The organism is Larkinella ripae (assembly GCF_054780775.1).
Genome location: NZ_BAAGVR010000024.1, coordinates 25991 through 52970, shown reverse-complemented (window position 1 = coordinate 52970; position 26980 = coordinate 25991). Strand labels below are relative to the sequence as shown.

Annotated in this window: 21 protein-coding genes; 14 read left to right on the top strand and 7 right to left on the bottom strand. The window is 55.8% G+C overall.

What is annotated here, in order from left to right; genetic code table 11:
- The first annotated feature begins 3 nt into the window (after positions 1–3).
- Positions 4–1107 (top strand): sensor histidine kinase, encoded by a 1104-nt coding sequence (locus tag ACYVHX_RS18895; RefSeq protein WP_460673241.1) that lies wholly within the window; start codon positions 4–6, stop codon positions 1105–1107.
- Positions 1104–1814 (top strand): LytR/AlgR family response regulator transcription factor, encoded by a 711-nt coding sequence (locus tag ACYVHX_RS18890; protein ID WP_460673240.1) that lies wholly within the window; start codon positions 1104–1106, stop codon positions 1812–1814. Before ACYVHX_RS18895 ends, ACYVHX_RS18890 begins: the two co-directional genes overlap by 4 nt.
- Positions 1815–1867: 53 nt before the next feature.
- Here ACYVHX_RS18890 and ACYVHX_RS18885 read toward each other — a convergent pair whose 3' ends face one another.
- Entirely contained in the window at positions 1868–2143 is a 276-nt protein-coding gene (locus ACYVHX_RS18885; protein ID WP_460673239.1) for a helix-turn-helix domain-containing protein, read from the bottom strand.
- 415 nt (positions 2144–2558) lie between these two features.
- On the opposite strand from ACYVHX_RS18885, the gene ACYVHX_RS18880 reads away from it, so the two are divergent.
- From ACYVHX_RS18880 to ACYVHX_RS18835, 10 genes are all read left to right on the top strand, one after another.
- Positions 2559–2738 (top strand): hypothetical protein, encoded by a 180-nt coding sequence (locus ACYVHX_RS18880; RefSeq protein WP_460673238.1) that lies wholly within the window; start codon positions 2559–2561, stop codon positions 2736–2738.
- Between the two features lie 288 nt (positions 2739–3026).
- Positions 3027–3428 carry a hypothetical protein gene (locus ACYVHX_RS18875; protein ID WP_460673237.1) on the top strand — a complete coding sequence of 134 codons (402 nt, stop codon included), beginning with the start codon at positions 3027–3029 and terminating at the stop codon, positions 3426–3428.
- Between the two features lie 416 nt (positions 3429–3844).
- Complete coding sequence (locus tag ACYVHX_RS18870; protein WP_460673236.1) at positions 3845–6640, top strand: TonB-dependent receptor; 2796 nt, start codon at positions 3845–3847, stop codon at positions 6638–6640.
- Between the two features lie 110 nt (positions 6641–6750).
- Positions 6751–8193: an amino acid permease gene (locus tag ACYVHX_RS18865; protein ID WP_460673235.1), complete on the top strand. Its 1443-nt coding sequence runs from the start codon at positions 6751–6753 to the stop codon at positions 8191–8193.
- A gap of 79 nt (positions 8194–8272) precedes the next feature.
- Positions 8273–9514, top strand: coding sequence for a DoxX family protein (locus tag ACYVHX_RS18860; protein WP_460673234.1), 1242 nt, complete (start codon positions 8273–8275; stop codon positions 9512–9514).
- A 133-nt stretch (positions 9515–9647) separates the two neighbouring features.
- Positions 9648–10718, top strand: a complete 1071-nt coding sequence (locus tag ACYVHX_RS18855; RefSeq protein WP_460673233.1) for a helix-turn-helix domain-containing protein — start codon at positions 9648–9650, stop codon at positions 10716–10718.
- Between the two features lie 108 nt (positions 10719–10826).
- Complete coding sequence (locus tag ACYVHX_RS18850) at positions 10827–13220, top strand: TonB-dependent receptor domain-containing protein (protein ID WP_460673232.1); 2394 nt, start codon at positions 10827–10829, stop codon at positions 13218–13220.
- Positions 13221–13416: 196 nt separating this feature from the next.
- Positions 13417–13659 (top strand): hypothetical protein, encoded by a 243-nt coding sequence (locus tag ACYVHX_RS18845; protein ID WP_460673231.1) that lies wholly within the window; start codon positions 13417–13419, stop codon positions 13657–13659.
- Positions 13660–13857: 198 nt separating this feature from the next.
- On the top strand, positions 13858–15030 hold the full coding sequence (locus tag ACYVHX_RS18840; protein WP_460673230.1) for an HlyD family efflux transporter periplasmic adaptor subunit: 1173 nt from the start codon (positions 13858–13860) through the stop codon (positions 15028–15030).
- Positions 15031–15118: 88 nt separating this feature from the next.
- A complete protein-coding gene (locus ACYVHX_RS18835) occupies positions 15119–17278 on the top strand; it encodes a peptidase domain-containing ABC transporter (protein ID WP_460673229.1) in 2160 nt (719 codons plus the stop codon).
- Here ACYVHX_RS18835 and ACYVHX_RS18830 read toward each other — a convergent pair whose 3' ends face one another.
- Positions 17279–20332, bottom strand: a complete 3054-nt coding sequence (locus ACYVHX_RS18830; protein ID WP_460673228.1) for a caspase family protein — start codon at positions 20330–20332, stop codon at positions 17279–17281. It abuts the gene before it with no gap.
- 88 nt (positions 20333–20420) lie between these two features.
- Positions 20421–21083, bottom strand: a complete 663-nt coding sequence (locus ACYVHX_RS18825; protein WP_460673227.1) for an endonuclease III domain-containing protein — start codon at positions 21081–21083, stop codon at positions 20421–20423.
- Between the two features lie 117 nt (positions 21084–21200).
- On the opposite strand from ACYVHX_RS18825, the gene ACYVHX_RS18820 reads away from it, so the two are divergent.
- Together ACYVHX_RS18820 and ACYVHX_RS18815 are read left to right on the top strand one after the other, a co-directional pair.
- The gene (locus ACYVHX_RS18820; protein WP_460673226.1) at positions 21201–21530 is read left to right on the top strand and encodes a DMT family protein; all 330 of its coding nucleotides are present in this window, start codon (positions 21201–21203) and stop codon (positions 21528–21530) included.
- Between the two features lie 73 nt (positions 21531–21603).
- Complete coding sequence (locus ACYVHX_RS18815; protein WP_460673225.1) at positions 21604–22440, top strand: TIM barrel protein; 837 nt, start codon at positions 21604–21606, stop codon at positions 22438–22440.
- Between the two features lie 107 nt (positions 22441–22547).
- Here ACYVHX_RS18815 and ACYVHX_RS18810 read toward each other — a convergent pair whose 3' ends face one another.
- From ACYVHX_RS18810 to ACYVHX_RS18795, 4 genes are all read right to left on the bottom strand, one after another.
- Positions 22548–23033, bottom strand: coding sequence for a hypothetical protein (locus ACYVHX_RS18810; protein WP_460673224.1), 486 nt, complete (start codon positions 23031–23033; stop codon positions 22548–22550).
- Between the two features lie 52 nt (positions 23034–23085).
- Positions 23086–25497 carry a M43 family zinc metalloprotease gene (locus tag ACYVHX_RS18805; RefSeq protein ID WP_460673223.1) on the bottom strand — a complete coding sequence of 804 codons (2412 nt, stop codon included), beginning with the start codon at positions 25495–25497 and terminating at the stop codon, positions 23086–23088.
- Between the two features lie 74 nt (positions 25498–25571).
- Entirely contained in the window at positions 25572–26093 is a 522-nt protein-coding gene (locus tag ACYVHX_RS18800) for a hypothetical protein (RefSeq protein WP_460673222.1), read from the bottom strand.
- Positions 26090–26959 (bottom strand): hypothetical protein, encoded by an 870-nt coding sequence (locus ACYVHX_RS18795; protein WP_460673221.1) that lies wholly within the window; start codon positions 26957–26959, stop codon positions 26090–26092. Before ACYVHX_RS18795 ends, ACYVHX_RS18800 begins: the two co-directional genes overlap by 4 nt.
- Positions 26960–26980 lie beyond the last annotated feature (21 nt).

The following is a 26980-nucleotide window of genomic DNA, read 5'->3' as shown; positions in this document are numbered from 1 at the left end:
TCCATGAAACGAACGATTCCGCCCCTGCTGATTCATCTTTCGATTGGGCTGGCCTTTCTGGCTCTCCCCTATATTTTTGCGCCGAACGGATTTCCGGGTTTATCCCAACTGGCTCAGAACCCGCACGAACGGACCAACTTTCTGTCGTACCTGTTCATGCTGGCGTTTTTTTACCTGAACTATTACGTTCTGATTCCGCGGCTGTATTTCGAACGAAAGTACGCGGGATACGTCAGCAGCGTGATCGGCTGTTTTCTGGTGATCATTGCCGTGGTTATCTGGCTCGACCGGCAGGATATTTTTCTCCGACCGGACCGGCAACAACCGCCCGCTCCGCGCAGTTTGCCAGCGCCCGACCATCGTCCTCCCCCGCTGGCCCGTGTTCCGCGCGGCCCCATTCCGGCCCGTCTGACCCAAAAACCGCCTTTTGGCTTTGAACTGAGCCACGCGCTTTTCCTGTTTCTGGTCGGCATTTTCGTCAGCCTTTTTTTGCAGATTAACAACCGCTGGCGGCAAACCGAGCAGGAAAAACTGGCCACCGAGCTGTCGTACCTGAAGGCGCAGATCAACCCGCATTTTCTGTTCAATACGCTCAACAGCATCTATTCGCTGGCCATCGAGCAGTCCGACAAAACCGCCGATGCCGTGGTCAAACTCTCGTCGCTGATGCGCTACGTAATCCGCGACGCGGGCAGTCATCAGGTGCCGCTGGCGAAGGAGCTGGACTACATCCGGAATTACATCGACTTGCAGAAGTTGCGGCTGGACGATACGGTTTTGATTGAATTTATCGTCACCGGCAGCCCCAACGGTACGCCCATTGCGCCCCTGATCCTGATTTCGTTTATCGAAAACGCCTTTAAATACGGGGTCAACCCGGAGGAGGAATCCCGGATCCGGATTGCCATCACGTTGCCGGAAAACAAGTTGCAGTTGTTTGTGTTCAACCGGAAAGTGCGCGTTTTTCACGGTGACGAAACGGCGGGCGGCATCGGCATTGAAAACACCAGAGCCCGGCTGCAACTGATTTATCCGGACCGTCATACGCTGGTCATTAACGACACCGCCGACGGTTTTTCCGTGGACCTAACGATTGATCTGACATGATCCGAGCCATTGCCCTCGACGACGAACCGCCCGCGCTGCGGGTGCTCACTCATTTTTGCAGCCAGGTTGACGCCGTGGCGTTGGAGAAGACGTTTTTGCGGCCCGACGAAGCCCTGGCACACCTGCAGCAGACGCCCACCGACCTGCTGTTTCTCGACATCAACATGCCGTCGGTGTCGGGCATTGAGTTTCACAGGGCGGTTCCGGAGTCGATGATGGTCATTTTTACGACGGCCTACGCCGAGTTTGCCGTGGAAGGCTTCAACCTGAACGCCGTCGATTACCTGCTGAAACCGTTCACGTTCGGGCGGTTTCAGCAGGCGGTTCTGAAAGCCACCGAACACCATCGCCTGCGCCACGCGGCCGAACCCGCGAAGGATGCTTACCTCTACATCCGGGCCGATTACACCCTGCACAAAATTGCGCTGGCGGATATTCTGTTCATCGAAGGACTGGACGATTACCTCAAAATTCACCTGCAGAGCACCAGCCACCCCATTGTGGCCCGGATGACGATGAAAACCGCCCTCCAGAAACTCCAGGAAGCCGACCCGGACACCGGGCGGTTTATTCGCGTGCATCGGTCATACATCGTGCCGTTTAGCCGGATCGAGCAGGTCCGCAACCGGATCATTACGCTGGCGGGCGAGGAAATTCCGATTGGCATGAGCTACGAAACCGATTTCCTGAAACGATTTCAGCCATAAAAAAAGCTTCCCTGAGCGCTCAGGGAAGCTTTTTCTGCGGTTATATTATTGTACTAACTCACCGGGCCTTTTCCGAGTATTTTTTCGGCAAAATGTTCGTCGGCGATCAGTTTTCTAATAATCTCCACATCATTTTCAGTCAGTAAATCACCGATGCTCAATTGATAAATATTGGCCAGCCCTTCCAGTTTATCGATTGAGGGACGCGTCTGACCACTTTCCCATTTGCAATAAGCCGGTTGAGTCATTCCAATGTTGAACGCGATGTACTCCTGCGAATAGCCAAATAATTGACGCAGCCGCCGAAGCTTTTCAGATAGGACAGGCATAGTTGTACCAGGGTTAAAGTTTACTTAAAATAGATGCAATTCAATTAAGTAAAGCGTTTTCACATAGCTACTTCCCGTTTATTCCCGGTTTGTATTTGTATCAATTAAACCTACGACTGAACCGTATGTTTCGGATTGGCGACAAGAGGCTACTGTTATCTAACGGTCTTCTTTCTCCTAAAAGAAACTCTTTTTTAGCTGGTTATAGGATTATAACTGCGGGCTATGAAGATATAAATGTTAGTTATCGGTATGCATTGGTTTATCCCCCACCTTTGTATCAGGCAAACGGCACAACAGCCGACGCCCAGCGGAAGCCGAAAAGCGATTATAGAGTAGGCACTCAGTAAATACAAACGTTATGAAAGCGATGAATCTGGCAAACCTCCAGGTAGAGGAGCTGACCCAAACAGAAATGACTGAGCATGTAGGTGGTGGTTATGGCAACGGTTTTAGCTACGAAAGCAATGATAGCAAAACCTCGTTCGGCACTGGCCTGAGTCTGGATTTCGGATTATTCTACGAGAAAGAATCCAGCTCGAAAAGCTTCGATTCCGGCCGCAGCAACCGCGGTGGTCTGCTGGGCATTTTGTAAGAAACGCTGCTGAAGTACGCTTCAGATCCATACGCATCCGGGCGTCAACCGGCTCAGGTGAATGCATAGGCATGTTCACCGGGCCAGTTGACGACCGGTTTTTTTGTTGGCAACCCCGGTTGAATCCCGCAAAGTTTTCAAAACATTCCTGATCTGCTCTTAAAGACGGTTTATTCTCAAAAGTGCTAGTGATTGACTCATTTGTGACAGCGTGTTCCCGGCATCCTCCCGACCTTTGATGCATCCAAAAGGGATTAATCAATCTGACCACAAAAAAATCACATAGCCATGAAAACGCTCGTCAACACCCTGTTCGCTGCCCTCGCCCTTACGGTTTTTAGCGTCACCACTTCCCTGGCCGAACCCCACAAACCCATTGGCCGTCCCCAGAGAGCAGCCGCCTTCCAGAGCGGCATGTACACCACCGTCGAAGGCAAGCTCCAGATTGCCATCAACAAGGAAATCGGCGGTGCGGTGGTGGTTTCACTGAAAAATCGCGCCGGAGCCGAGCTGTTCGTGCAGGAAATCGGGAAACGTCAGGCGGCTGCCCGGCTGCGGCTGGACGTGAGCAACCTGCCCGACGGCATCTACCAGGTAATCGTTTCCAATGGTGTCGAGGAAACCACCCAAACCGTCACCCTGGGCAGCCCGCAACCCAGCGTGGTAAACCGGGTGGTTGCCCTCCAGTAAAACCGCCCTCCTCCCCGTTCTAAACAGTAAACAACACCGATAACGCTATGTCCCTTCCGGTCCGCGGCTTCGCACTGGAAGGGATTTTTTTGCTTCGGCCCGGGCCGAGTCCCGGAAATCGCCCGACCGGTTTTTAAGTAACTGGGCTATTCTTTTTTTCTATAGTATTTATATAGACAAAATAGCCTTGCTACTTAAATAAGTTTTAGTTTTGGCCCACAACCGGTTTTCAGCCGCATTCGAAACCGCCGAACCTAACTTTATCCGTCACTTTTCAACCGTTCGTTTAAAACCCGGTTCAGACCGTGAGCGCTTTGCGGATTCCGTCAACGGCCTGCGGTTTCGGAAACGAGACTCTCCGGTTCACTGTTGTATGGCCAAATGCGTACCTATTACTTTTTTACATTCCAATTACGATGAGAATTTTTACAGCAAAACCCGTAAAATGGTCCCTCACTACTTTGTTTGCGCTGCTGGCGCTGGTGAGCTTTGGACAAAAAGCAACCATTGAAGGAACCGTGCGCGACAACCAGGCCGCCTTACCCGGCGCGTCGGTTTACCTCCAGGGCAACCGGCAGGGCACCATCACCGATGCGAACGGCCGGTATCAGTTACAACTCGAAGACGGCACCTACACGCTCATTGCCAGTTTTACCGGCTACAGCCCCCAAAGCCAGCCGATTACGGTTTCGGGGGGCCAGGCCCAAACCGTAAACTTTACCTTGCAGGGCGCCACGCTCAACGAAGTAGTCGTGCTGGGGTCGCGCGGGGAGCCCCGTTCGCAACTCGACACGCCGGTGCCGGTCGATGTGATCGATATCCGTTCCCTTACCCGGGATGTGCCGCAGGTCACCATCAACCAGATCCTGAATTACGTCGCGCCCTCCTTCAACGCCAACACGCAGGTGCTCGGCGACGGAACCGACCACATCGATCCGGCTTCGCTGCGCGGCCTCGGTCCCGACCAGGTGCTGGTGCTCATCAACGGCAAACGGCGGCACACCACCTCGCTGGTCAACATCAACGGCACGTTCGGGAAAGGCTCGGTCGGTACGGATCTGAACGCCATTCCGACTGCGGCCATCAAGAAAATTGAAATTCTGCGCGACGGCGCTTCCGCCCAGTACGGTTCCGACGCCATTGCCGGGGTGATCAACATTGTGCTGGAAGATAACGTCAACCAGGTTCGGGCCAATCTGACGGCCGGTGGCTTTGCCTCCAAAAATTCCGAAGGCGGTCTGGACGGTGACAACGTGCAGGCCAACGTAAACTACGGTTTGCCCGTTGGCGACAAAGGCGGTTTTATCAACCTGGCCGGGTCTTTCGATTTCCGCAATCCGACCAACCGCATGAAGGAGTTTACCGGTACGATCTTCTCGGATTACAACAACCCGACGCTTTATCCCACGCCAACGGGGGCCGACATCACCACCGCCGAGTTGCAGCGCCGGGGCCAGACGCGCTCGGATTATAACTCCCGCATCGGGCAGTCGGCCAACCGGGGGGGCGCGTTTTTCCTCAACAGCATCATTCCGCTGCAAAACGGGGCGGAGTTTTACGCCTTCGGGGGCTTGAACTACCGCAAGGGCGAGTCGGCGGCTTTCCGGCGGCAACCCGCCCAGATTACCCAGAACATTGCCGAAATCTATCCGCTGGGCTACCTGCCGCTCATCGTCACGGACAATTACGATCAGTCCATCGCGTTTGGATTGCGGGGAAAAGTCGGGGCCTGGAACGCGGATTTCAGCAACACCTTCGGCCGCAACCAGATCGACTTCACAACCGAAAACAGCCTGAATGCCTCGTTGCAGCGGGCGTCGCCCACCCGGTTTACCGATGGCGGCTACCGGTTTGCCCAGAACACCACCAACCTGGACTTCAACCGCCGGTTCGACGAAGCCCTGAGCGGCATTACTGTGGCTTTCGGGTTTGAACACCGCTACGAAAACTACCAGATCGTCGAGGGAGAGGAGAATTCGTACCGCAACTACGGCAATGCGCTGCAAATTGGCGTGGGCAGCGACGGCAAGCCCATTTTGGTCCCCGACATCAGCGGCAACATCGCCACCCGGTTTGCCGCCAACGGGGCAGTGCTGGCCGGTGGGGCGCAGGCCTTCCCCGGTTTCCGGCCCGAAAATGCCGTTAATGCGTCCCGCACGGCCATTGCCGCCTACACCGATTTCGAATTTAACTTTACTCCAGCCTGGCTGATCGACGCGGCCGTGCGATTTGAGAATTATTCGGATTTTGGCTCTACGGTGAACGGAAAGCTGGCGACGCGGTATAAAATTGGCGAGCAATTCGCGCTGCGGGCCGCCGTCAACACCGGGTTTCGGGCGCCGTCGCTCCACCAGCGGTATTTCAGCGCCACCTCCAATTTGTTCGTCGATGGTGCGATCATCGACGCCGGAACCTTCACCAACGACAGCCGCCCGGCGGAATTACTGGGCATTCCTTCGCTTAAACAGGAAACGTCCTACAGCTACAGCGCCGGTCTGACGGGCAACTTCGGTCCGTTCAAAGTCACCGTCGATGGGTACTTTATCCGCATCAACAACCGCATCATTTATACCGGACAGTTTCTGGGCAGCAACGGCGCCACCGCTTCCCCGCAGGACCGCGAGATTTTTGATTTGCTGCGGCAGGCCGGTGCGCAGACCGCCCGTTTTTTTGCCAACGCCATTGACACCGAAACCAAAGGAATCGACGCGGTGATTACCTACGCCAAGCGGCTGGGACCGGGCCGTTTCCGGGCCGATCTGGCCGGAACTTTCGTGCGCACGAGTCTGGTCGGGGCGGTAAAGGCGTCTCCGCTGCTGGTGGGCAAAGAAAGCACGTATCTGGACCGGGCCAGCCGGACTTACCTGGAATCGGCGGTTCCGCGCGTGAAAGGCAATCTGACGCTGAGCTACGCGATTGGCAAATGGGATCTTTTCTTCCGAAATGTGTATTTCGGACCGGTCGATGCGGCCACCAATGTCGAGGCTGATCAGCAGACTTTTGGGGCCAGAGTCATTACCGATCTGGGCCTGAGCTACGCCTTCCAGCAAAATCTGCGGCTGACGCTGGGTGCCAACAACCTGTTCGACGTGTATCCGGACGAAACCATCGGCGGCAACCGGGGCGCGGGCTATTTCCCGTATTCCCGCACGGGTCAGCAATTTGGCTTCAACGGCCGGTTTGTCTTTACCCGCCTGGCACTGACGTTTTAAGTCAGCGACTTCCGCCTTTCGATGACCGGTTTTTTAGCCGTCCGGAAGGCGGAAGTTTCTTTTCAGTATCTTCAGTAAACTTTTTGGCTGAGCTTGTTCAGGCAATCCCCATGCGCATCAAATCCCTCGCCCTGCTTCGGCAGGAAGCCGCCGAAAGCGGACAAAGCAGCCTCAAACGTTCTCTGGGCGCGTTTAACCTGGTCGCCATCGGAATCGGCGTCATCATCGGAGCCGGTTTGTTCTCGCTGACGGGACTGGCAGCCGCCAACCACGCCGGTCCGGCTGTCACCCTCTCGTTTCTGGTGGCAGCCGTCGGCTGTGCGTTCAGCGCCCTGTGTTACGCCGAATTTGCGGCCATGGTGCCGGTAGCGGGCAGCGCTTATACCTATGCCTACGCAACGCTGGGTGAGTTATTCGCCTGGATCATCGGCTGGGATCTGGTGCTGGAGTATTCGGTGGGAGCCGCCACGGTGGCCATCAGCTGGTCCCAGTACCTGTCCCGGTTTCTGAGCGCCTACGGTTTGCATTTGCCCCCGCAGCTGAGCTTGTCGCCTTTCGAAACCGCCACCGCTGCCGACGGCTCCGTGGTGTCCGGCTACGTGAATTTACCGGCGGTGCTGATTGTGGTGCTGGTCACGGGCGTAATCATACGCGGCACGTCCGGTTCGGCGCTGCTGAACGCCATTGTGGTCGCGCTGAAAGTGCTGGTCGTGCTGGTGTTCATTGCCCTCGGCTGGCAATACATCGATCCCGCCAATTACCAGCCCTACGTTCCGGCCAATACCGGCCTGTTCGGGGAATACGGCTGGAGCGGGGTGCTGCGCGGAGCCGGGGTGGTTTTCTTCGTGTTCATCGGGTTCGATATTGTGGCCACGATGGCGCAGGAAGCCCGCAACCCGCAACGGGATATGCCCATCGGCATCATTGGGTCGCTGCTGGTCTGCACGGTTTTGTTTGTGCTGTTCGGTCACGTCATGACGGGCATGGTCCAGTACACCGAATTCAAAAACAGTGCGGCTCCGGTGGCCATTGCCATCGAGAAAACCCCGTACCGCTGGCTGGGGCAACTCATCATCGGTGCCATTCTGATCGGGTACGTTTCGGTTATTCTGGTCGATTTGCTGGGGCAGTCGCGGGTGTTCTTTTCCATGAGCCGCGACGGTTTGCTGCCCCGGGTGTTCTCGGAGGTACACCCCCGGTTTCGGACCCCTTACAAAGCCAACCTGGTGCTTTGTATGTTCATTGGTCTCTTTGCCGGTTTTGTCCCGATTCGGGTGGTCGGCGAAATGACGAGCATTGGCACCCTGCTGGCGTTTGTGATAGTTTGTCTGGGCGTCATGGTGCTGCGCAAAACCCAGCCCGACGCGCCCCGCGCTTTCCGGACGCCCTGGGTGCCGGTGGTGCCCATTTTAGGTATTCTGACCTGCGCGGTGATGATGTTTTCGCTGCCCGGCGACACCTGGCTGCGGCTGATCATCTGGCTGGCCCTTGGCCTGGTGATTTACTTTCTGTACGGGAAAAACCGCAGTAAGCTGCACATTTCGGAAAAATAAAGGCCGCCAGCCGAAAACGGGCCCAAGCCGGAGCCAGTGGGCACTAAGGAGATTTCCGCGCCGATTGCTTTTAGGAGGTATGACATCCGCTCCTCCCGCCCCGCTGCCCTGGTCAACCGGACAGAAAACCGCCTTCCGGTTTTTTACCGTTTACTTTCTGGTCTACCTACTGCCCCTGAATTCAGGCGTGTGGGCGGATATTGTACCCTGGGTCGGGCGCACCCTTCTTCGATTACCCTACGAAATCACGGTCCTTCCCAACGGCAGCGGAGACACTACCTTCAACTACGTACAGGTGCTCTGTTTTCTGGTCGTCGCCCTGGTGGGCTGCCTGGTCTGGAGCTTGCTGGACCGGCGCAGAGCCCATTACCGCCAGGCGTTGTACTGGCTGCTGGTTCTCTTGCGGTATTATCTGGCGATGATGATGTTTCTGTACGGGTTTGCCAAAATAGACCACTCCCAGTTTCCTTCCCTCAACCTGTTCCGCTTAGCCCAGCCGCTTGGTCAGTTTTCTCCCATGGGGCTGGCCTGGACATTCATGGGGTACTCAACCGGTTATAACTGGTTTACCGGAACGGCGGAAGTCGTAGGCGGTTTTTTCCTGCTTTTCCGGCGAACGACTCCCCTGGCGGGCGTCATTCTGCTGGCCGTCATCGGCAACATCGTAGCCCTGAATTTTGCTTTTGATATCCCGGTCAAACTGTTTTCAATGCACCTGCTGCTGATGACGGTTTTCATTCTGGTGCCCGATGCCGGCCGGTTGGTGAATGTGCTGATGCTGAATCGTCCGGCCCCGGCCCGGGACCTGAGCCCGGTTTTTACCACCAGGCGGCTTCGGCTGGCGGGCATCGTCGTCAAAACGGTGCTGATTGGCGGTTTTCTGGCTCCGCGTCTGATTCAGTTTCTTCCGACCAGCCGTGCCGCACGTGCTTCTAACCCCAAGCCGAGCTTACGGGGGCTTTATCAGGTCACCCGGTTTCACCTGAACGGCGATTCGCTACTGGCCGACTCGGCCCGCTGGCGACAGGCCGTAGTCGACGGTTCGGCGCAACACACCAGTTTGCTGATTCGCATGGCCAACGACTCGCTTCGCTGGTACCAACTGGAAACCGACACGGTCAACCGGCAGGCCACCCTCTACCAGGACACGACGAAAAAATACCGCTTGCACTACCAGCAATCCGGTTCCGGAGCCCTGGTGCTGAGCGGTCGTCTGGCTAACGACTCGGTTTTTGTCCGGCTCCGGCGGCAGGCGGATGACCACTTTTTGCTGGTAAACCGGGGGTTTCACTGGATCAATGAGCGTCCGTTTAATCGATAAACAAAAACCGCTTTATTTTGACCCCAATCGGTTGATTTCTGAACAGAATGTGATTAATTCGTAGCGGGGCATAGGCCCGAACCGCGCGCGGAGAAAGTCCAGCCCCGTTGACGGCCCATTCTGTGAAATTACGATGAACACCGGCAAAGAGCTTCTGTTTTTTTTCAGCGCCCTAGGTGCGTTCAACGGACTCGTGCTGGGGCTGTTCCTCTTGTTTTTTGCGCAAAAGAAGTACGTCGCCAACTATTTTCTGGGAGCACTGCTGCTGGCCCTGGGTATCCGCATCGGGAAGTCGGTTTTTCTTTATTTTGACGGAAAACTGCCCAAAATCTACCTGCAAATTGGCCTTTCGGCCTGTTTCTTTATCGGACCGCTGGTCTACTTTTTTGTCAGTTCGGCCCTAAAACCGGCCGAAAAAATACCGAAAAGCTGGCTCTGGACACTCGCTGGGCTGACGGTCCTTACCCTGCTCATCGGACTTTCTTTCCCGTATGAAGGGTTCCCGGTTTACTGGAACCGCTATTTCGCCAGAGTTATTTACCTGCAATGGTTCGGTTTTCTGGTGGCCGCCGGGTGGGTCATCCGGGGGCTGCTCGGACGGTTTTTCATCCGGTCGTACCGCATGAAACCGGCGGAGACCTGGATTGCCATGATTTTCGTGGGCAACGGGGTTATCTTCCTGTTTTATTTCACCTCCCTGATCAACGCGCCGTTCGCGTCCTACATCAGTGGCGCCATTGCCTTCACGCTGATCCTGTACCTGATGGCAACCCTTTTCTTTTACCGGAAAAATACCGACGAACTTTTTCTGCTCCTGCCTGTGAAGCCCGTTGCCAAAAAAGTAAACGAAAGCGATGCCGGAATCTGGCTGACCAAACTGGAGCGGGTAATGACCGAAAAAGGGGTTTACAAAAATCCGGATCTGAAACTGCATGACCTGTCGCGGGAAATTCAGATCTCCGGCCACCAGCTTTCGGCGCTGCTCAACGAGCATCTGGGCAAAAATTTCACCACCTACGTCAACGAATTCCGGATTGCCGAAGCCTGCAAACTGATGACTACCGACCCACGCTTTACGCTGGAAGCGATCGGGTATGAGGTGGGCTTTAACGCCAAATCCACTTTTTTTGCCGCCTTTAAAAAAAGTAAGGGCGTTACGCCCGCTACCTATCAACAAGCTGCCAATCAATCGCTTAGCCTTTAATCGGAGTACGGTTTTATAAATCCATACGCCTGATTCCTGTTTCCTGAACCCCTGCCGACGGTCCGCTGCTGATTTTTGGATTTACCAAAATCCGTTCACCCATCAGCCATGAAGCGCCCCGGTTCGCTGTTTCTGATTAGTTTCCTCTTCACCCTGGCCCATTCCGTTACCGGTCAGTCGTTCTTTTCATTCAAGGCCCGGGTCGTCAACGCTCGTCAGGAACCCATCGCGGTGGACGCCCGATTGCTTTCCCTGCCCGATTCGACGCTGTTGAAAAGCGGTTATTTTCCGGATGGACGGGTGTCGTTTCCGGCGATTCCACCAACAAAAACCGTACTCCGGCTGAGCAGCCTGTCGTTTGCGGACACCTCCATTGTCCTTGAAAACCGGAATCAAGCGCATCAGGACCTGGGTGTGCTGGTCATGCAGGAGCGTCCGGTCCAATTGAATGAGGTGCGCATCAGCCGCCCGGCGCCCTTGATCCGCTACGGAGACAACGGCAGCATAAATGTGCAGGTGGCCGGTTCCCTGCTGGCGGGCAGCGCTTCCGTCACTCAGGTGCTGGAACGATCGCCCGGCCTCACCTTCAACGAGGGGCGAATCAGCGTGGTGGGCAAGGGCGAAGCGCTTATTTTCCTGAACAACCAGGCCATTTCCTACGAGCAGATGATCGCCATTCCCATCAGTCAGATTGTCCGGGTGGAGATTATAGCCAATCCGTCGTCGCGCTACGATGCCGAGGGAAAAGCCGTGATCCGGATCATCACCCGAACGAATGCCGAAACGGGCACCACGGGCTCGGTAACCCAGCAATTTACACACGCGGACTTTGCCGGGGGCGAAGGCAATACGCTGGCCGATCTGACCTACCGGCGCGGGAAACTAACGCTGACCGGGAATTATACGCTGCGCACCGGCAACGACCGCGAACGGCTCTACACCACCCGCACCCGGCCGGATTCGGCCATCTTTTTACGCTCCGAACTGACGACGGACTGGCAGCGGAAACTCCGCAATTATTCCGGTTTCGGGTTTGGTATGCAGGTTAAACCAACCGAAAAAACCGACTTCGCGCTGGCCTACAAGGGAAATCTGGACCGGCAGGGTGGCCAGCAATTCAGCCAAAACCGGATCGAGGATGCGGTGAATACCGGTTTTTATACGAGCCGGCTCACCAAAAACGAAAAGCGGCTGAACCATTCGCTGCTGTTTAACTACAACCGTGCGCTGGATTCGCTCGGATCGGGCCTCTTTGTGGGCAGCCAGGTGGCCCGGTTCCGGACGAATATCCGCGACGGAATTGCCGAAAGCAACCGGGTCAACGACAGCAGTTTCGCCCGGCTGCTCAAAAACAACCAATCGTATCACATTACGATTTCGAGCACGCAGGCCGATTACACCCGGGTGTTGAACCGCAACCGAAAACTCGAAACCGGCTTGAAATTTACGTACGCCAGAACCGCTTCGGCCACGGATTTCCTGGTGGCCGCTCCGGAAGCCGGTTTTGCGCTGGATCCCGCCTTGTCCAGCCAGTTTGCCTACACGGAACTGCTCCCGGCGGCTTACCTCCAGTATACCGGTGCCATCGGCCAGAAAATCCGCCTTGCCGCCGGAATCCGGGGCGAATGGACGCGCTATACCCTGAACACCACCGCCGGAGCCGGGCAGGTGCTTCAACAAAGCTATGGCAACGTCTTTCCCAATCTGTTGCTGACCAAAACCGTTACGGCCGAGCTGGACGTTCGGCTTTCGTACGTGGCCAAAATCACCCGCCCCCGGTATCAGGCCCTGAATCCCTGGATAATTTATCAGGACCCGTTCACGAGCATTCAGGGAAACCCCAATCTGCGGCCCGAAAAAATCCACTCGTTTGAACTGGGGCTGACTTACCGGCAGTTTGACGTTCGGGCCGGTTACAATTATACTCAGGACCCCATCTCCGGGGCAGCTTTGCGGGGCGACGGTCCGAATCAGTACGTTCTCAAAGGCATCAACCTCGAAAAAGACCATACCCTGTTTCTATCCGGCACGGGCGCCCTGACCATCGGCTGGTGGAACACGACCAACACCCTGACGCTGAGCCAGAGCAAGTCGATTGATCACCAGTACGGTTTTGAGCTGGTCCGGCCCCGGCCCCAGTTGTACGTTTACACCAATAACACCTTCACGGTCAGCACATTATTCAAGGTCCAGCTGCTGGCCTGGTATCTGGGCGACAAATATTACGGGCTGTACCACAACCATAGCCGGGCGACGGTAACGCTCGGGCTGGAAAAGGATTTCTTTAAAAATACCTGGAAGCTGCGGTTGACGGCCAACGATCTGTTTCACCAGACCAATGCGTCGGGCACCTACAGCGTTGGCCAGACCGACATTTATTTTGACCGCACCTACGCCACCTCCAATTTCAACCTCAGCCTCACCTATCGCTTCGGGAAACCGCTGAAAACCGCCTACCGAAGCAAAGCAACGGCCGACACGGAGCAAAACCGGGCGCGCTGACAGCCGGCGGTTTTCGGCCCGGGTTATTTTTTTATAACCGTCAGTTATCAAGATATAAAAACCGGTTATCAGACAGAATCGCTTTATTAACCAACTTTGTTTCAACATCATGGTAATTGATAAGATCATCATTTGCCGGATGTCAGCGAAAGCCGAAAAGCTACTAGAGTAGGCACTTATTCACACTTTTACGCCGATGAAAACGTTCAATTTTGTTCAACTCGATGTTACCGAAATGACCGATCAGGAATTAATTGAAACCCTGGGCGGCACCAACAACCAGCCTTCCAACAACTCCGGCGACTGCCATTCCTGGTGTGGCAGTCAGAGCAGCGACAGCAGCCGCAAAAGCAGCTTCCTGGGCATCGGTTTAAGCCTGGATATCGACCTGAGTCTGGATTTTGAATCCAGCCGCAGTTCACGGTCCTGGTCCTGTTAAGAATCCGGGATAGCGTACAACCGCCGTAATCAGCAGAAAAGCAGTCCGACACAGCGTGGGTAATACCCTCCGTGGGCTTCTTTTCTGCTGTTTGCATTGGTCTGCACCGACTACTAAATAAAGAAAACAAATCACCGGACCGGCGGTTTTTATTTGAATTGGAAAATACGCCTTCTATCATCTGTCCTACTTCGTGTTATGAATGACAAAGACTTTTCCTCGAGTCTGATTACGTATTTGCCCCGGGTTAGTGTCCGTAGTCAGATTATTTACATGTCCGTGCTGGCCGTCGTCCTGATCACGCTGCTGGCTTTGCCGTTTATCTACGTCGACGTTTCGGTGCAGGCTTCCGGCCTGGTTCGCCCGGTTTCGGAACGCAGTGAAGTGAAAGCCACGACCGGCGCCATCGTCGAAAAAGTGCTGGTGAAAGAATGGGAATCCGTTCGGCAGGGCCAGCCGCTCTTCCAGCTCCAGTCCGAAACCCTCAACACCAAGCAGCGGCTGCTCGACCAGCAGCGCCAGGAAAAACAATCGTTCATCAAAGATTTACACCAGCTTACCACGAAATCCTGGAAGGAAGTCAGCGGCTTGACGGCTCCCCTTTACCGGCAGCAGTACGCGCAGTTTCGGGCCATTGTGGAAGAAAGCTGGCATGCGCAGGAAAAATTGAAGCGCGAATACCTCACCAGCCAATCGTTATTCAACCAGAAAGTGATTGCCCGGCTGGAATACGAGGATGCGCTGTATGCCCACAAAGCGTCGATGGCGCGCTACAATTCGCTCGTCGAACAGCAGCGCAGCGACTGGCAAACCGACCTCACGCAGAGCCTCCGCGATCTGACGGGTTTGGAATCCGAAGCCGAGCAACTTCGTGAGCAACAGTCGCTTTACGTCCTGAAAGCGCCGGTGGCCGGAACAGCCAGCCAGTTGGCGGGCCGGTACGCGGGCAGCTACGTGCAACCCGGCGACGTGCTGGCGGTGGTTTCGCCCGATTCCACGCTGATCGTTGAGTCGTACGTTTCCTCGAAAGACATTGGGCTGGTGCAGCCCGGTCAGCCGATTCGCCTGCAGGTCGATGCCTTTGACTACAACCAGTGGGGGCTGCTGACGGGCAAGGTGCTCGACATCGCCAACGACTTCACGATGTCGGAAGGGCAGCCGGTTTTTAAAGTCCGCTGTCAACTGGACCGTAACTACCTGACCTTGTCGAACGGCTACCAGGGCCAGTTGAAAAAAGGAATGACGGTTTTGACCCGGTTTAAAGTAAGCCGTCGTACGCTGTTCCAGCTTCTGTACGACAAAACCGACGACTGGCTAAACCCGACGAATTCTTCCGGAACCAAGCAGTTGGCAGTGAGCAGTTCCCGGTAATACGCCGTAGGTCTGCGGCTCCTGAATCCCGAAACGTTGGCTGGAATTAGGAGCGTAACGCTTTTCCATCTCTGTCTCACAACCAATTATGACGTCCCGCACCAAGATTAAACAACGCGATATTACCGATTGCGGAGCCGCCTGTCTGGCTTCCGTGGCCGCCCATTACCGGCTGCTGCTTCCCGTTGCGCGCATCCGGCAACTGGCCGCAACCGACCAGAAAGGCACCAACGTTCTGGGCATGGTCGAAGCCGCCCAGAAGCTGGGTTTTCAGGCCAAAGGGGTGAAAGCCAGCCTGGAAAGTCTGTCGAAAGTCCCGCTTCCGGCCATCGCCCACGTGCAGATCAGGGACGGAGCCATGCAGCACTACGTGGTCGTTTACAAGATTAGCCCGACGCACGTCACCGTGATGGACCCCGCCGACGGGCAATTTTATACGAAAACGCACGAGGGCTTTAAACAGGATTGGACCGGTTTGCTCGTCCTGCTGGTTCCCGACGAAACGTTCAAGATCGGAAACGAAAAGACTTCGGTGTTACAGCGGTTTGCGCAGTTGATGCAGCCGTACCGGGGCATTCTGATCCAAACCCTGTTCGGGGCGCTGGTGTACACGATTCTGGGCCTGTCGTCGGCCATTTACGTGCAGAAAATCGTGGACAACGTGCTGGTCAACGGCAACCGGAATCTGCTCAATCTGCTCAGCGTGGTCATGATCGGGCTGCTGCTGATTCAGATTTTCATCAACATCACCAAAAGTTTTTTCAACCTGAAAACCGGGCAGCGGATGGATGCCGCCCTGATTCTGGGGTATTACAAACACCTGATGCGCCTGCCGCAGTCGTTTTTTGACACCATGCGCGTCGGCGAAATCACCTCCCGCATCAGCGACGCCGTCAAGATCCGGGCGTTCATCAACGACACGGCGTTGGCGCTGCTGGTCAACGTGTTGATCGTGCTGTTTTCGTTCGGGCTGATGTTCACGTATTACTGGAAACTGGCGCTGATCATCCTGATGGTGATCCCGTTGTATGCCGCCATCTACTGGGTTTTCAACCAGTTTAACCAGCGGTACCAGCGGAAACTGATGGAAAACTCCGCCGACCTGCAGGCTCAACTGGTCGAGTCGCTGAACGCCATGCCGACCATCAAGCGGTTTGGGCTGGAAGAACACGCCAGCCAGAAAACCGAAGCCCGGTTTGTGAACATGCTGAAAACGATTTTTCAGACCGGAACCGCCGGAATTTACGCCGGCAATGCTTCCGAATTCATCACCCGCTTGTTCACGATTATCCTGCTCTGGGCCGGGGCCGGTTTTGTGCTCGACAACGAACTGACGCCCGGCGAACTGCTGTCGTTTTACGCCATCATCGGCTATTTTACGGGGCCAGCCGCCAGCCTGATCGGGGCCAACAAAAGCATTCAGGAAGCCATCATTGCCGCCGACCGGCTTTTTGAAATCATGGATCTGGAGCGCGAATCGGACGAAAACAAGGTGCCGCTGAAAGCCGATATGGTGGGCGACATCCGGTTTGAGAACGTGACGTTCCGCTACGGCACCCGCGCCCCGGTTTTTGAAGAATTGACGCTGACCCTGCCCAAAGGAAAAATTACGGCGGTGGTAGGCGAAAGCGGCTCCGGCAAATCGACGCTGCTCTCGCTGGTGCAGGGGCTGTATCCGTTGCAGAGCGGCAGCATCCACATCGGCGAGTACGACACCAAACATTTGCTGCCCAACAGTCTGCGGGAAGTGGTGAGTGTGGTGCCGCAAAAAATCGATTTGTTTTCCGGAACGGTCATTGAAAACATTGCCGTGGGCGAAGAGGCTCCGGACATGCAGCGCGTGCTGAACATCTGTAACCACCTGGGAATTACCGATTTCATCGAACGAATGCCGAACGGCTTTAAAACCCACCTCGGCGAAAACGGTGCGTCCCTTTCGGGCGGACAACGGCAGCGCGTCGCCATTGCCCGGGCTTTGTACCGCGATCCCGAAATCCTGATTCTGGACGAAGCCACTTCGGCGCTGGATTCGACTTCGGAACAATTTGTGCAAAAAACCGTGCAGCAACTCCGCAAAGCCGGAAAAACCATCATCATCATCGCGCACCGGTTGAGCACGGTCAAAAAAGCCGACAAAATCGTGGTGCTCGAACAGGGCCGGCTGATTGAGGAAGGCAGCCACAAGGATTTGCTGCAAAACGGCAAAGCTTACTCGCAGTTCTGGCAGCAGCAAACCGAGGTTGTCTGATCAGGTGGTTTTGGCCGCGCGTTCCAGCTGACCGATCACCTGCGAATACCGGGAGGCAATGCTCAGAAATCCCTTGTCGTTCGGCAGGAACTCGTCGTACCAGTATTTCGGTGCCCCGGCGTTTCGACGGACCGTGCCGCGCAGGTCGATGTACGTTACGTTATCGTATTCAGCCGCAGCGCGTTGCAGCCGTTCGTTAAATCCGTCGATCATGTAACGGATCAGACTTTCGCGTGCCGTCTGTTCCGCTAGTCCGCGCTCAATCAGGCGGTTTGTCACCGGTCCCGGTTTTCCGGACTGGGTTTCGGCCAGGTCCGGAAGCAGGTAATCGTAGCCGTGTACCAACACCTGCACCTTTGGATTCTGGAGCCGGATCAACCGAAACAGGCGCTTGAAATTGGCTTCGAGTTCGTCCAGCGCGCCCGAAAATGTGTCGGCCAAATACCGCTGCGGAGCGGGTTCGCTGTTCTCCCATTTTTCGCGGATATAGGTCAAAAAATCGTCGCCAAAAAAATCCGCCCCGCCCCCGCTCAGCAGAAAATAGCGCGGACTGACCTGCGCGATGACTTCCAGAAACTTCGATTTCTCGATGTATTTCTTCAACGATTTGCCCACCGCCGGGGTGGTGCTCACGGCGTAAACCCGCGCCAGGTAATCGACGATATCGCTCAGGAGCGGATACTGAAACCAGGCGTCGCCCCCCGCCACCATCCGAACCCGGTCCGGGTATTTGAGGAGATTTTGCCGGTACTGCCGGTTGCGGACCTGATGCGCAATCTGGTCATTGACAAACGTTTTCAGATCGCCCCAGAGTCCGCGCTGCTCCTCCCCGATCACCGTCAGTTCCTCGCGCAGAACGAGCTCCGAATCCGTCGAATCGGGCCGAAAATACAGACCCAGCGCAAAATCGGCCATCGGGTTGACGACCTCAACGCCATCCGTTAAAACCGGCTCCAGCATCCGGTGCAATTCGCCCGCATCTACCTGATTATAAACCGGGTTCGGAATGCGGAGCGTTATGGTTTGCGCGCTCCAGTCCGGAAAAGCTTCCTCGTCTTCTTCCGTATCGAAGGCCGACGCCCGGTGCCCGTCCGTGTCCGGTTTTTCGTCCAGCGTGTGGGGCGAGGGCAGCGCATCCAGTTCCAGCATCGCCAGCGTCGATTCAGAAAGCGGATTGACCGAAACAAGGACGTTGAAGTATTCCGTCACCTCCGGCCAGTTGTATTGCCGGACGGTTTCTTCCAGTCCCAGCCGCACCACGTCCAGCCGCCCGCTCAGCGACTTACGACTCGGCAGGCCCAGCCATTCCGATTGCCCCGGTTCGAGCCGGTAGTTTCCGGCCTGCATCCGTTCGTTGATGGGCAGAAAATTCTTCGTTGACAGAAAATCCCGCGACAGGTACAAAACCGTGCAATACAGCGTTTGCGAAGTCGGGTTGGTCAGTTGAATTTTGACTTTGTTGGCCCACACGGTTTTACCCGTTGCGGTTTTTCCTTCCTGCAACGGAACAGTCACGGCCGCCGGATTTGTCCCTTGCAGCACCACGGTTTCGGCCGCTTCGGGACTCACGCTGATTTTCAGGATCGGTTCGGTGGCTTCGGGGTTCCGCAGTTTTTTGAGGTAGTTCCAGGATGCCAGATGCCGCAGCGAAGCCACCAGGGCCGCGTACGCCGTTTCCAGCTCATCAGCCGGAATTGTCCGGATCAGCGGGCGGTTTTCATCCTCGGGGCGGGAAAAATACAGCAAGCCGTTCCGAACGTGCAGCGTATAATCGGCCTGCTGTTCAACTTCTTCCGGACTAAAAAAAGCGCCCGCCTGTTCGGTCAGCGTCTGAATCAACAGGGCCTGCTCGGCCACATCGCCGTTGTGGTTGATGAAGTGGAGCCTGATCGGTTCGCTCAGCAGGCCTTCCATTTCGGCCCGGTACGCTTTGCTTTGGTCGAGCCCCGCGGCCTGCGCAGCCGCCACGTTCAGAACCGTGTAATCGGCACCGATTTTGGACGGAGTAACCGAAAAAGCCGGTTTTCCGGTTTCGTCCAGCACCTGAATGGGTTTCGTCGTCCGCCCAACGCCGTGAATCGCGCCCACATCGAGCAGCCATTGTTGTTTGCCGGCGTTGAACGTCATCTCAGCCCGTGCGCTCTGGGTGTTGATCGGCTGGTTCAGAAAACCGCCTTGCAGGGATTGCTCGGACCGGTCGCCCGCTGCGGAAATCCGGGGACGTTGTTCGTAGGCAAACCGCATGTATTGCCGGACGCGGTTGTGCAGCGTCTGGTACGAAATCGAATGGTTGGCCGCTTTCAGAACCGCCACCAGATTTTTGGTAAAAACGCCCTCCCGGTTCGCCCGGTCTTCCACGGCGGCTTCGTCCGATTCGCAGGCCGCCAGTTGAATGTGGTTTCCGAGCGGAATCAATTCGTCGAGTCCTTTCTGCCGCAACTCCGCTTCCGTAAATTGTTCGTGAAAAATGAATCCTTCCCAGGGCCGCATCGGTGCCGACTGCGCCAGCCGCCGTTCCTGAAACGGCGACCCTTCGGGCGTCGCGGCCAGCAAATCAAAAAACCGGGTGTTGTCGCCGGAATGGCAGCAGTCAAAGATCGTCACGATATGCGCGCCGGTCGGGCTCAGGTCGGCAATCAAAAACCGCAACTCCTTGTCGGTCAACAGATAATCCCAGGTATTCGGTGCGTCGCCATCAAAACAGACAATGCTTTCCAGCCTGCCATCGGTTTCGGTGGGCCACAGCGTTTGATCGGCGGTTTCCTGCGCGCCGTGACCCGCAAAATAAAACAAAACCGTATCGGTCGGTCCGGCGTTTTTCAGGTGATTCCGAAACCCATCGATCAGGGCGGTTTTGGTCGCTTCGTGATCGCTAAGGTGACGCGCGCGGTGTTCAAAATCCGGCAAATCGGCGAGGTACTGCTCCATATTCTCCGCGTCCTGCACGGCGCCGTTCAACGGCCGAACCTGCTGGTAGGCATTGATGCCCACAACCAGGGAATAAAGTTTGGGTTTTACGGAAAGCTCGGCGGGCACACGGGTTAAGGAATCCATAAGGGGGTCGGGAGGAGTTGCGTCGCGTCAGGCGATAAGGCTTTGACGGCCAGAAATATAGGAAATTAATTCTAATTTCCGCCTTCGTTCAGCGATACTCCGTCACGCCCACCTGTTCGCACCAATCCAGAACCGGGCAGGTCGAGCAGTGGGGCAAGCGACCCGTGCAAATGTGTTTGCCGAACGGCATCAGCAGGCGGTTGATGTCGATCCACTGCGCAACCGGCACGAGGTCTTCCAGCACCTTCAGCGTCTGCTCCGGTTGCCCGGTCCGGACGAGGCCCCAGCGGTTGGTCACCCGGTGAACGTGAATATCGACGCTGATGGCGGCCTGTCCGGTGGCTACGCCCAGCGTCAGGTTGGCGCATTTTGGCCCCACCCCTTTAAAGGAAGTCAGCGTTTCAAAATCGGCGGGAATCTGGCCGTTGAATTCGTCAATCGCGCGCTTGGCAATGCCCAGCATCGTATACGCTTTCTGTTCGGGATATTGGGTGCCGTAGAGCAGCTTCGCCAAAGCCGCCGGATCGAGTTTAAGAAGTTGTTCGGGCGTGCGGGCCACGGCAAAAAGCCGCAGCGAAACCGGAATGGTCGTTTCGTCCAGCGTCCGAATCGAGATGATGCAGGAAAGCAGTTGCTCAAAAACCGTGTTGTACCCCTGCTCGAACAGGTCGAACATGGCGGCTTTCGGAAAGGGCCGGATGGCTTCCTCCACCCGGCGCAGGACGGTCGTTAAATCGAAGTGGGGCTTCACGAAGTACTTAACCCAAAAAAACCGGTGTGGTTTATGGTTTCCCCGAAGACTTCGCAGAGATTTACACAAAATTTCCATTTCCGGCCGAAAACCGCCGTCAATCACCTGAAAACCGTTATGCGAACCGTTGTACTGTTGATTTTTTCGAACCTCTTTATGACCACCGCCTGGTACTGGCATTTGCGCTACAAGGGCGAATCGCTCTGGAAAGTGATTCTGATTAGCTGGCTGATTGCGTTTGTCGAATACTGTCTGGCCGTCCCCGCCAACCGCATCGGTTCCTACCAGTTCAGCGCCTTTGAACTGAAAACGATTCAGGAAGTGGTCAGTCTGCTGGTTTTTGTGGCCTTTGCGGTTTTGTACCTAAAGGAAGAAATCAAGTGGAATTACATCGTCGGATTTGCGCTGATTGTGCTGGCGGTCTTTTTTGTGTTTAAAAAGTGGTAGTTTGCCTTTTAATAGGATAACTTCCAGAAACCGTTTCTTTATTCGGGTAACCAATCCGTATTCGACAGAATCCATGACAACAAGACGAGAATTTCTAAAAACGTCGGGCAGCCTGGCCGCTGGTGCGCTGCTGCTGCCCACTTTAACCGAAGCCGCCAAAGTGAAAAATGTAGGCATTCAGCTTTATACGGTCCGGAAGGAAATGCTGGCCGACGCCGTCGGTACGCTGAAGCAACTGGCCAAAATTGGCTATAAGGAGCTGGAATCGGCCCGGAGCGACAAAGGGAATTATTACGGTCTGACGCCGAAAGAAATCAAGAAAGTTGCGGGCGATCTGGGCATGACCGTGCGGAGCGGACACGTACACATCGACAAAGACTGGCAGCGCTCGGTGGACATGGCCGCCGAAGCCGGGCAGACGTACCTGGTATGTTCGTCGCTGCCCTCGCAGGGCCAGACCGTGGCGAATTACGAAAAGTGCGCCGACACGTTTTCCCAGGCCGCCGAAGACTGCAAGGACGCCAATCTGGTGTTTGCCTACCACAACCACGATTACGAATTTGAAAAGAAAAACGGCAAGGTCCTGTACGACATTCTGCTGGAGAAAAGCGATCCGAAAGTCGTTAACATGGAAATGGACCTCGGCTGGGCGATTATGACGGGCAACGATCCGCTGAAATACTTCGCCAAGTATCCGGGCCGGTTTCCGCTCTGGCACCTGAAAGACATGGACCGGGTCAAAAAGGAAAGCACCGAGTTTGGCAAGGGCCAGATCGACATTGTAAAAATGCTGAAAAACATGAACAAATCGGGCATGAAATACTTCTTCGTCGAGCAGGAAGAGTACCCAAAAACCGCCATGGAAAGCGCCAAATACGATTTTGATTACCTGGCGAAACTGAATTATTGAGACTTAGGGCGTCCCTCCTGAAAAGACGAATCAAAAAACCGGACAAAGGCTGTGTCCGGCTTTTTGATTCGTACGAAGGCTACTCCGTTTGGGTTCTGCGTTCTACTTCACTCCGCAGCCGCGAATGTAAACCGGTACCGCACGTTCTGATCTTCGAAAAAATACTCCAGCGTTAGTGAGGTTCCGGTGAGTTCGCGGATTGTCCAGGGGACTTTCCGGGCCAGAAACGGCAGCAGCAGTTCCAGCACCGAGTCGCCGTTGCGCAGCGTCCAGGTGTCGGCGAAAATACCGTCCGGTTCGTGCTCGTCGCACTTCAGCGGGCCGTTGGCAAATTCCAGTTTGCGCTGCGCGTCGGCGTAAAACACAAACTGATCGTCGGCTTCGCAGGGTTCCAGCAGGCTCGCGATCGGTTGCACACCCGCCGAAATCTCCTGATCGAAAACCTCGTAGGACACCAAGTGCCAGGCTTTGTTTCCGGAACCCGTCAACAACTGCGTGTAAGTTGATTGCGGCTGGAGGTCGTCCCGGTGCGAACACGCTCCGAAATGCCCGAGCAATACCCAAAAAGCCCAAAACCGTACTACTCCTTTCATTCCGGACAGAAAAATTAACCCGGTCAGGGTTTGTGCTGACCGGGTTATTGACTTAGTGTTTCACGATCTTTTTCCGGATGGTCTGGTCGCCCATCCTGACTTCAATCAGATAGAGTCCCCCCGGCACCGTTCGCAGGTCCAGATTTCGTTCAAAACGGTCGTCGGTTTTCTCAAACTGCTGTTTCAGCACCTCCACCCCGGCGACGTTCCGCACCGAGAGCGTCAGAACTCCCCGCGCGGTGTTGCGGAGCGACAGTTTGGCCAGACCGTCGCTGGGGTTCGGTGAAACGGTCAGCGCCTGGTCCGGCAGGGTTGTCGGCACTTCGGTAATCGACCCGGGCTGCACAAAAATCCGGGCGGTGGCCGTCGTATTGCACAAATCCAGTCCCGAACCCGTCACCGTGTACGAAGTCGTCTGCGTCGGGCGGGCAATCACCTGCGCTCCCAGCGTGCTGCTCAGGTTCTGGCCCGTCCAGCTAAAGAGACTAGCGCCCCGGGCGTTGAGGGTGACGGCTTCGCCGGGCAGCACAAACTGCGACGAGGTTGTAATCTGTACCGACGGTTTCATGCCCACGCGGGCCGTAATGTCGTGGGCCACGTCCAGCCCCTGCCGAATCCGGTACCGCTCCCACTCGCCTTTCTCGTTCTGCTCCCAGGAGGTTCCCGTCAAGGATTCGCCGTTTTTCGTCGTCACCAGCGCCACCGTGTCGCCAGCCGCGTAGGTCAGCTCGATGCCGATGTGGAACGGCAATCCGCTCAGCGGAACGTTCCGTTCAAAGACAATGCTCGTGGCCCGGTTGTTGGCGACGTCGTCCAGAATGGTCCGCAGCGGCACGGCCTTCGTTTCCAAAACCGCCCCCGGCCCGTTCTGAAAACCGCGTGCGTTCCAGACGGTAACGGTCACCACCGACTCGGTTTCGGCTCCCTTGGCCGCCTTCGCCACCCCAAACCGCAGCGAAGCGCCGTGCATGTTATTGTAGCTCAGTGAATTATCAAAAAATTCCGAAACTGCTTTGGTTTTGCGGCTGTTTTGGCCGGCCACGTAGCCGGTTCCGCCCGGCTGGCGAAGGATGGTGCGCGTTCCGGCGAAGTTGGTCTGATCGGCACACAACCCGACGTTCAGCACTTCAATGTATTGTTCCCTGACGATGGGGGCCGACGAACCGGCGGCATTGGACGTCACCAGCGTCACCTTGAATTTGCCCGGCGTGTTGTAGGTCACCACCGGATTCTGTTCCGTCGAGGTTGAGGGCGTTCCACCTTCAAAGGTCCACTCCCAGCGGGTCGGAAAATTGGTCGAAAGATCGGTAAACCGCACCTGACCGCCCAGCAGAATCTTCAGGTTTTCCGCCCGGAAATTGGACGACGGCCGGGCCACCACCGAGGTACCGCAGACGTTGGAATTGGCCAGGTTGGCGCGCCGTACCGCCAGCTGCATCACGGCCCGCATCCGGGTTTTCTGGCCGCGCGTGAATATATTGAAACACGCATCGTCGGAGTAATCCATGTAGTTCTCGACCATGTTGGTGCCTCCGCAACTCACGCGGCCTTTCTGGCAGCCCCGGCTTTCAGATGCCTGCGTCGGGGTATCGTCGACAAAGTCATTGCCGCAGTTGGCGTCTCCCCAGATGTGAATCAGCCCCAGCCAGTGCCCGACTTCGTGGGTCAGCGTCCGGCCGAGGTTGTACGGAGCCTGCATCACCGGGAAATTGCCTTTTTCGGCGTTCCCAAACGACTGATACCGGATGACCACGCCATCGGTGCTTCCAGCCCCCCCGTTCGGTGAAAGACCCGGCAGCGTCGACTGGCTCGGAAACTGCGCGTAGCCCAGCAGCCGGTCGTCGGTGGCGGCAAAATCGACCACCCAGATGTTGAAGTATTTCTCGGGGTCCCAGTACGTATTCGGTTTCAGCACGCCGTCGATGTCGGCTTTGCTCCAGGTACTTTTGCCAAAATTGGCCGCGCCGTTCACCCGGTCGATGCCCCGTTCGCCAATGGTTCCGCCCGAAGGGTTGATGGCGGCCAGGCAAAATTCAATTTCGATATCGGCCCCCGAGGCATTGTCGTTAAAACCGCGCGTACCCGGTTTTCGGCGGAAGTCTTCGTTGAGCGTTTCCAGCTGGGATTTCACCTGGGCTTCGCTGATGTTGCGCCCCGTTCCGACGGATTCGCCCGCGTGAACCACGTGCACCACCACCGGAATGGTCAGTACGGCATCGGCCAGACGGCCCGTTCGCTCGAGCTTCTTGATCTGCTCGATGCGCTCCTGAAGCGTTTTCTCGAACGCAGACCGGCTGCCCATTTCCGGAAATTTGGCCCGCAGGGCGCTGTCCATCTGCATCGTGGCGCATTGCTCCCGCGCGGGTTGACTGGCCAGGTGTTGCCAGGCCGGAATCGGCTGCGCCCACAACGAGTCAAACGTACCGAACAGGGTGGCGACGGAAAATAGTATACGTTTAAGCATAAATAGCAAGACTGTTTACTGACACTGAACGACGGCTGTTCGACCCGATCTTCCCAAACCGCATTCCGCCGTTGTTATTTGGTATTGGAATTAAACGTAAACCGGTAACTGGCATTGATGGGATCGACGTAGATCTTATCAAAATAGATTTCCACCGTCATCGACGTTTCGGTCAGGTTCCGGATGGTATACGGCAGGACGGAACCGGCAAAAATCGGAATCACAAATTCCAGGGTGGCCGTGCCGTTCATCAAAGACCAGCTATCTTCGAACAGGACGGTTTCTTCGCTCGTGCTGCATTTGACCGAACCGTTGTTGTACTCAAATTTATGGTCGGAACCGGCGTAAAAAATGTACTGATCGTCCGTGCGGCAGGGGCTCAAACCGGCATTCTGAATGGGAATAACGCCGGATTTCTGCCCATCATCAATGACTTCAAAGGACACCAGCCGCCAGGTTTTCTTTTCCGCCCCGGTCAGCAACTGGCTATACGTCAACGGTTTCGGCTCCAGTTTTTCCGAACAACCCGAAAAAAGACCCATCAAGGCTACCGACAACACCAAAAACCGGCTGAATCGTTTCGTGTGCTTCATCATTGCGGTGTATAGGTTAAGGGGAAGGTAACAAGAATGGTTGTGTCTTTATTGGCCTGCGTGGTAAACAAGGCTTTCCAGCGCAGATTCAGCGTGATCAGCCGGTTTTGGGGATTCCACGAACCGGAACCGCTCAGGGTGTCTCCGCCCAGCCCGGAACTCGACTGGACCGGGATGGTCAGCGTGTTGTCGCCATTATCGACGAACGTAAACGGCAGTTTGATGGCGTTGTATCCGAACACATCGGCCAGACCGATGTTCAAGTTGGCCACGGTATAGGTTTTGCAATCCAGACTGGTGATGCCGATGTCCGCCAGGGTGGCCGTTGCGGTGGTCAGATCGAACAGCCTGACGTAATCCCCGCTTTGCCGGGTGCCCCGGTACGTGCCGCTAAACAGGCAGTCGTCCTGGATGGTGAAGGTGATGTTTTTTCCCAATAAACCGTCTTTGCCAAACCCGACGCGCAGGGAAGCGGGCTTGACGTCCGTCAGCGAGAACACCACCGTCTGGGCTTCCAGAATGTTGTTGGCGTTGTTGATCAGCCGCAGTTTGATTTCGCCAAAACTCTGCTTGGCCGGGATCGTCACGGTGCCTTTGGTGCCTTCGATGGCAAAATCCTTGCCCTCCCGGGCCGTACCGGCAATGGTGTACTGGACGGTAATCGGTTCGTCCAGTTGCGGCCCCACGTTATGCACCCGCACCGAGATCACCTTATTGTAGCTTTCCTTATAGGTCAGCGACGAATCCGTAAACCGCACAAAGTAAGGTCCTTCGAACGTCCGGTCGATGTCCTGTTCTTCACAGGCCACCACCACCCAGCCGACCAGCAACGCGGTCAAACAAGCCAGTATGTAGTTATAATTTCTCATGGATGATCCAAATTCAAGTCT

What these genes read in the sequence shown, in the direction of transcription:
- ACYVHX_RS18795 (WP_460673221.1), bottom strand. Translation starts at nt 26,959, where the DNA reads ATGAGAAATTATAACTACATACTGGCTTGTTTGACCGCGTTGCTGGTC.
- ACYVHX_RS18835 (WP_460673229.1), top strand. Translation starts at nt 15,119, where the DNA reads ATGACGTCCCGCACCAAGATTAAACAACGCGATATTACCGATTGCGGA.
- ACYVHX_RS18805 (WP_460673223.1), bottom strand. Translation starts at nt 25,497, where the DNA reads ATGCTTAAACGTATACTATTTTCCGTCGCCACCCTGTTCGGTACGTTT.
- ACYVHX_RS18815 (WP_460673225.1), top strand. Translation starts at nt 21,604, where the DNA reads ATGACAACAAGACGAGAATTTCTAAAAACGTCGGGCAGCCTGGCCGCT.
- ACYVHX_RS18880 (WP_460673238.1), top strand. Translation starts at nt 2,559, where the DNA reads ATGACTGAGCATGTAGGTGGTGGTTATGGCAACGGTTTTAGCTACGAA.
- ACYVHX_RS18840 (WP_460673230.1), top strand. Translation starts at nt 13,858, where the DNA reads ATGAATGACAAAGACTTTTCCTCGAGTCTGATTACGTATTTGCCCCGG.
- ACYVHX_RS18845 (WP_460673231.1), top strand. Translation starts at nt 13,417, where the DNA reads ATGAAAACGTTCAATTTTGTTCAACTCGATGTTACCGAAATGACCGAT.
- ACYVHX_RS18885 (WP_460673239.1), bottom strand. Translation starts at nt 2,143, where the DNA reads ATGCCTGTCCTATCTGAAAAGCTTCGGCGGCTGCGTCAATTATTTGGC.
- ACYVHX_RS18820 (WP_460673226.1), top strand. Translation starts at nt 21,201, where the DNA reads ATGCGAACCGTTGTACTGTTGATTTTTTCGAACCTCTTTATGACCACC.
- ACYVHX_RS18810 (WP_460673224.1), bottom strand. Translation starts at nt 23,033, where the DNA reads ATGAAAGGAGTAGTACGGTTTTGGGCTTTTTGGGTATTGCTCGGGCAT.
- ACYVHX_RS18875 (WP_460673237.1), top strand. Translation starts at nt 3,027, where the DNA reads ATGAAAACGCTCGTCAACACCCTGTTCGCTGCCCTCGCCCTTACGGTT.
- ACYVHX_RS18850 (WP_460673232.1), top strand. Translation starts at nt 10,827, where the DNA reads ATGAAGCGCCCCGGTTCGCTGTTTCTGATTAGTTTCCTCTTCACCCTG.
- ACYVHX_RS18890 (WP_460673240.1), top strand. Translation starts at nt 1,104, where the DNA reads ATGATCCGAGCCATTGCCCTCGACGACGAACCGCCCGCGCTGCGGGTG.
- ACYVHX_RS18800 (WP_460673222.1), bottom strand. Translation starts at nt 26,093, where the DNA reads ATGATGAAGCACACGAAACGATTCAGCCGGTTTTTGGTGTTGTCGGTA.
- ACYVHX_RS18860 (WP_460673234.1), top strand. Translation starts at nt 8,273, where the DNA reads ATGACATCCGCTCCTCCCGCCCCGCTGCCCTGGTCAACCGGACAGAAA.
- ACYVHX_RS18855 (WP_460673233.1), top strand. Translation starts at nt 9,648, where the DNA reads ATGAACACCGGCAAAGAGCTTCTGTTTTTTTTCAGCGCCCTAGGTGCG.
- ACYVHX_RS18895 (WP_460673241.1), top strand. Translation starts at nt 4, where the DNA reads ATGAAACGAACGATTCCGCCCCTGCTGATTCATCTTTCGATTGGGCTG.
- ACYVHX_RS18870 (WP_460673236.1), top strand. Translation starts at nt 3,845, where the DNA reads ATGAGAATTTTTACAGCAAAACCCGTAAAATGGTCCCTCACTACTTTG.
- ACYVHX_RS18865 (WP_460673235.1), top strand. Translation starts at nt 6,751, where the DNA reads ATGCGCATCAAATCCCTCGCCCTGCTTCGGCAGGAAGCCGCCGAAAGC.
- ACYVHX_RS18830 (WP_460673228.1), bottom strand. Translation starts at nt 20,332, where the DNA reads ATGGATTCCTTAACCCGTGTGCCCGCCGAGCTTTCCGTAAAACCCAAA.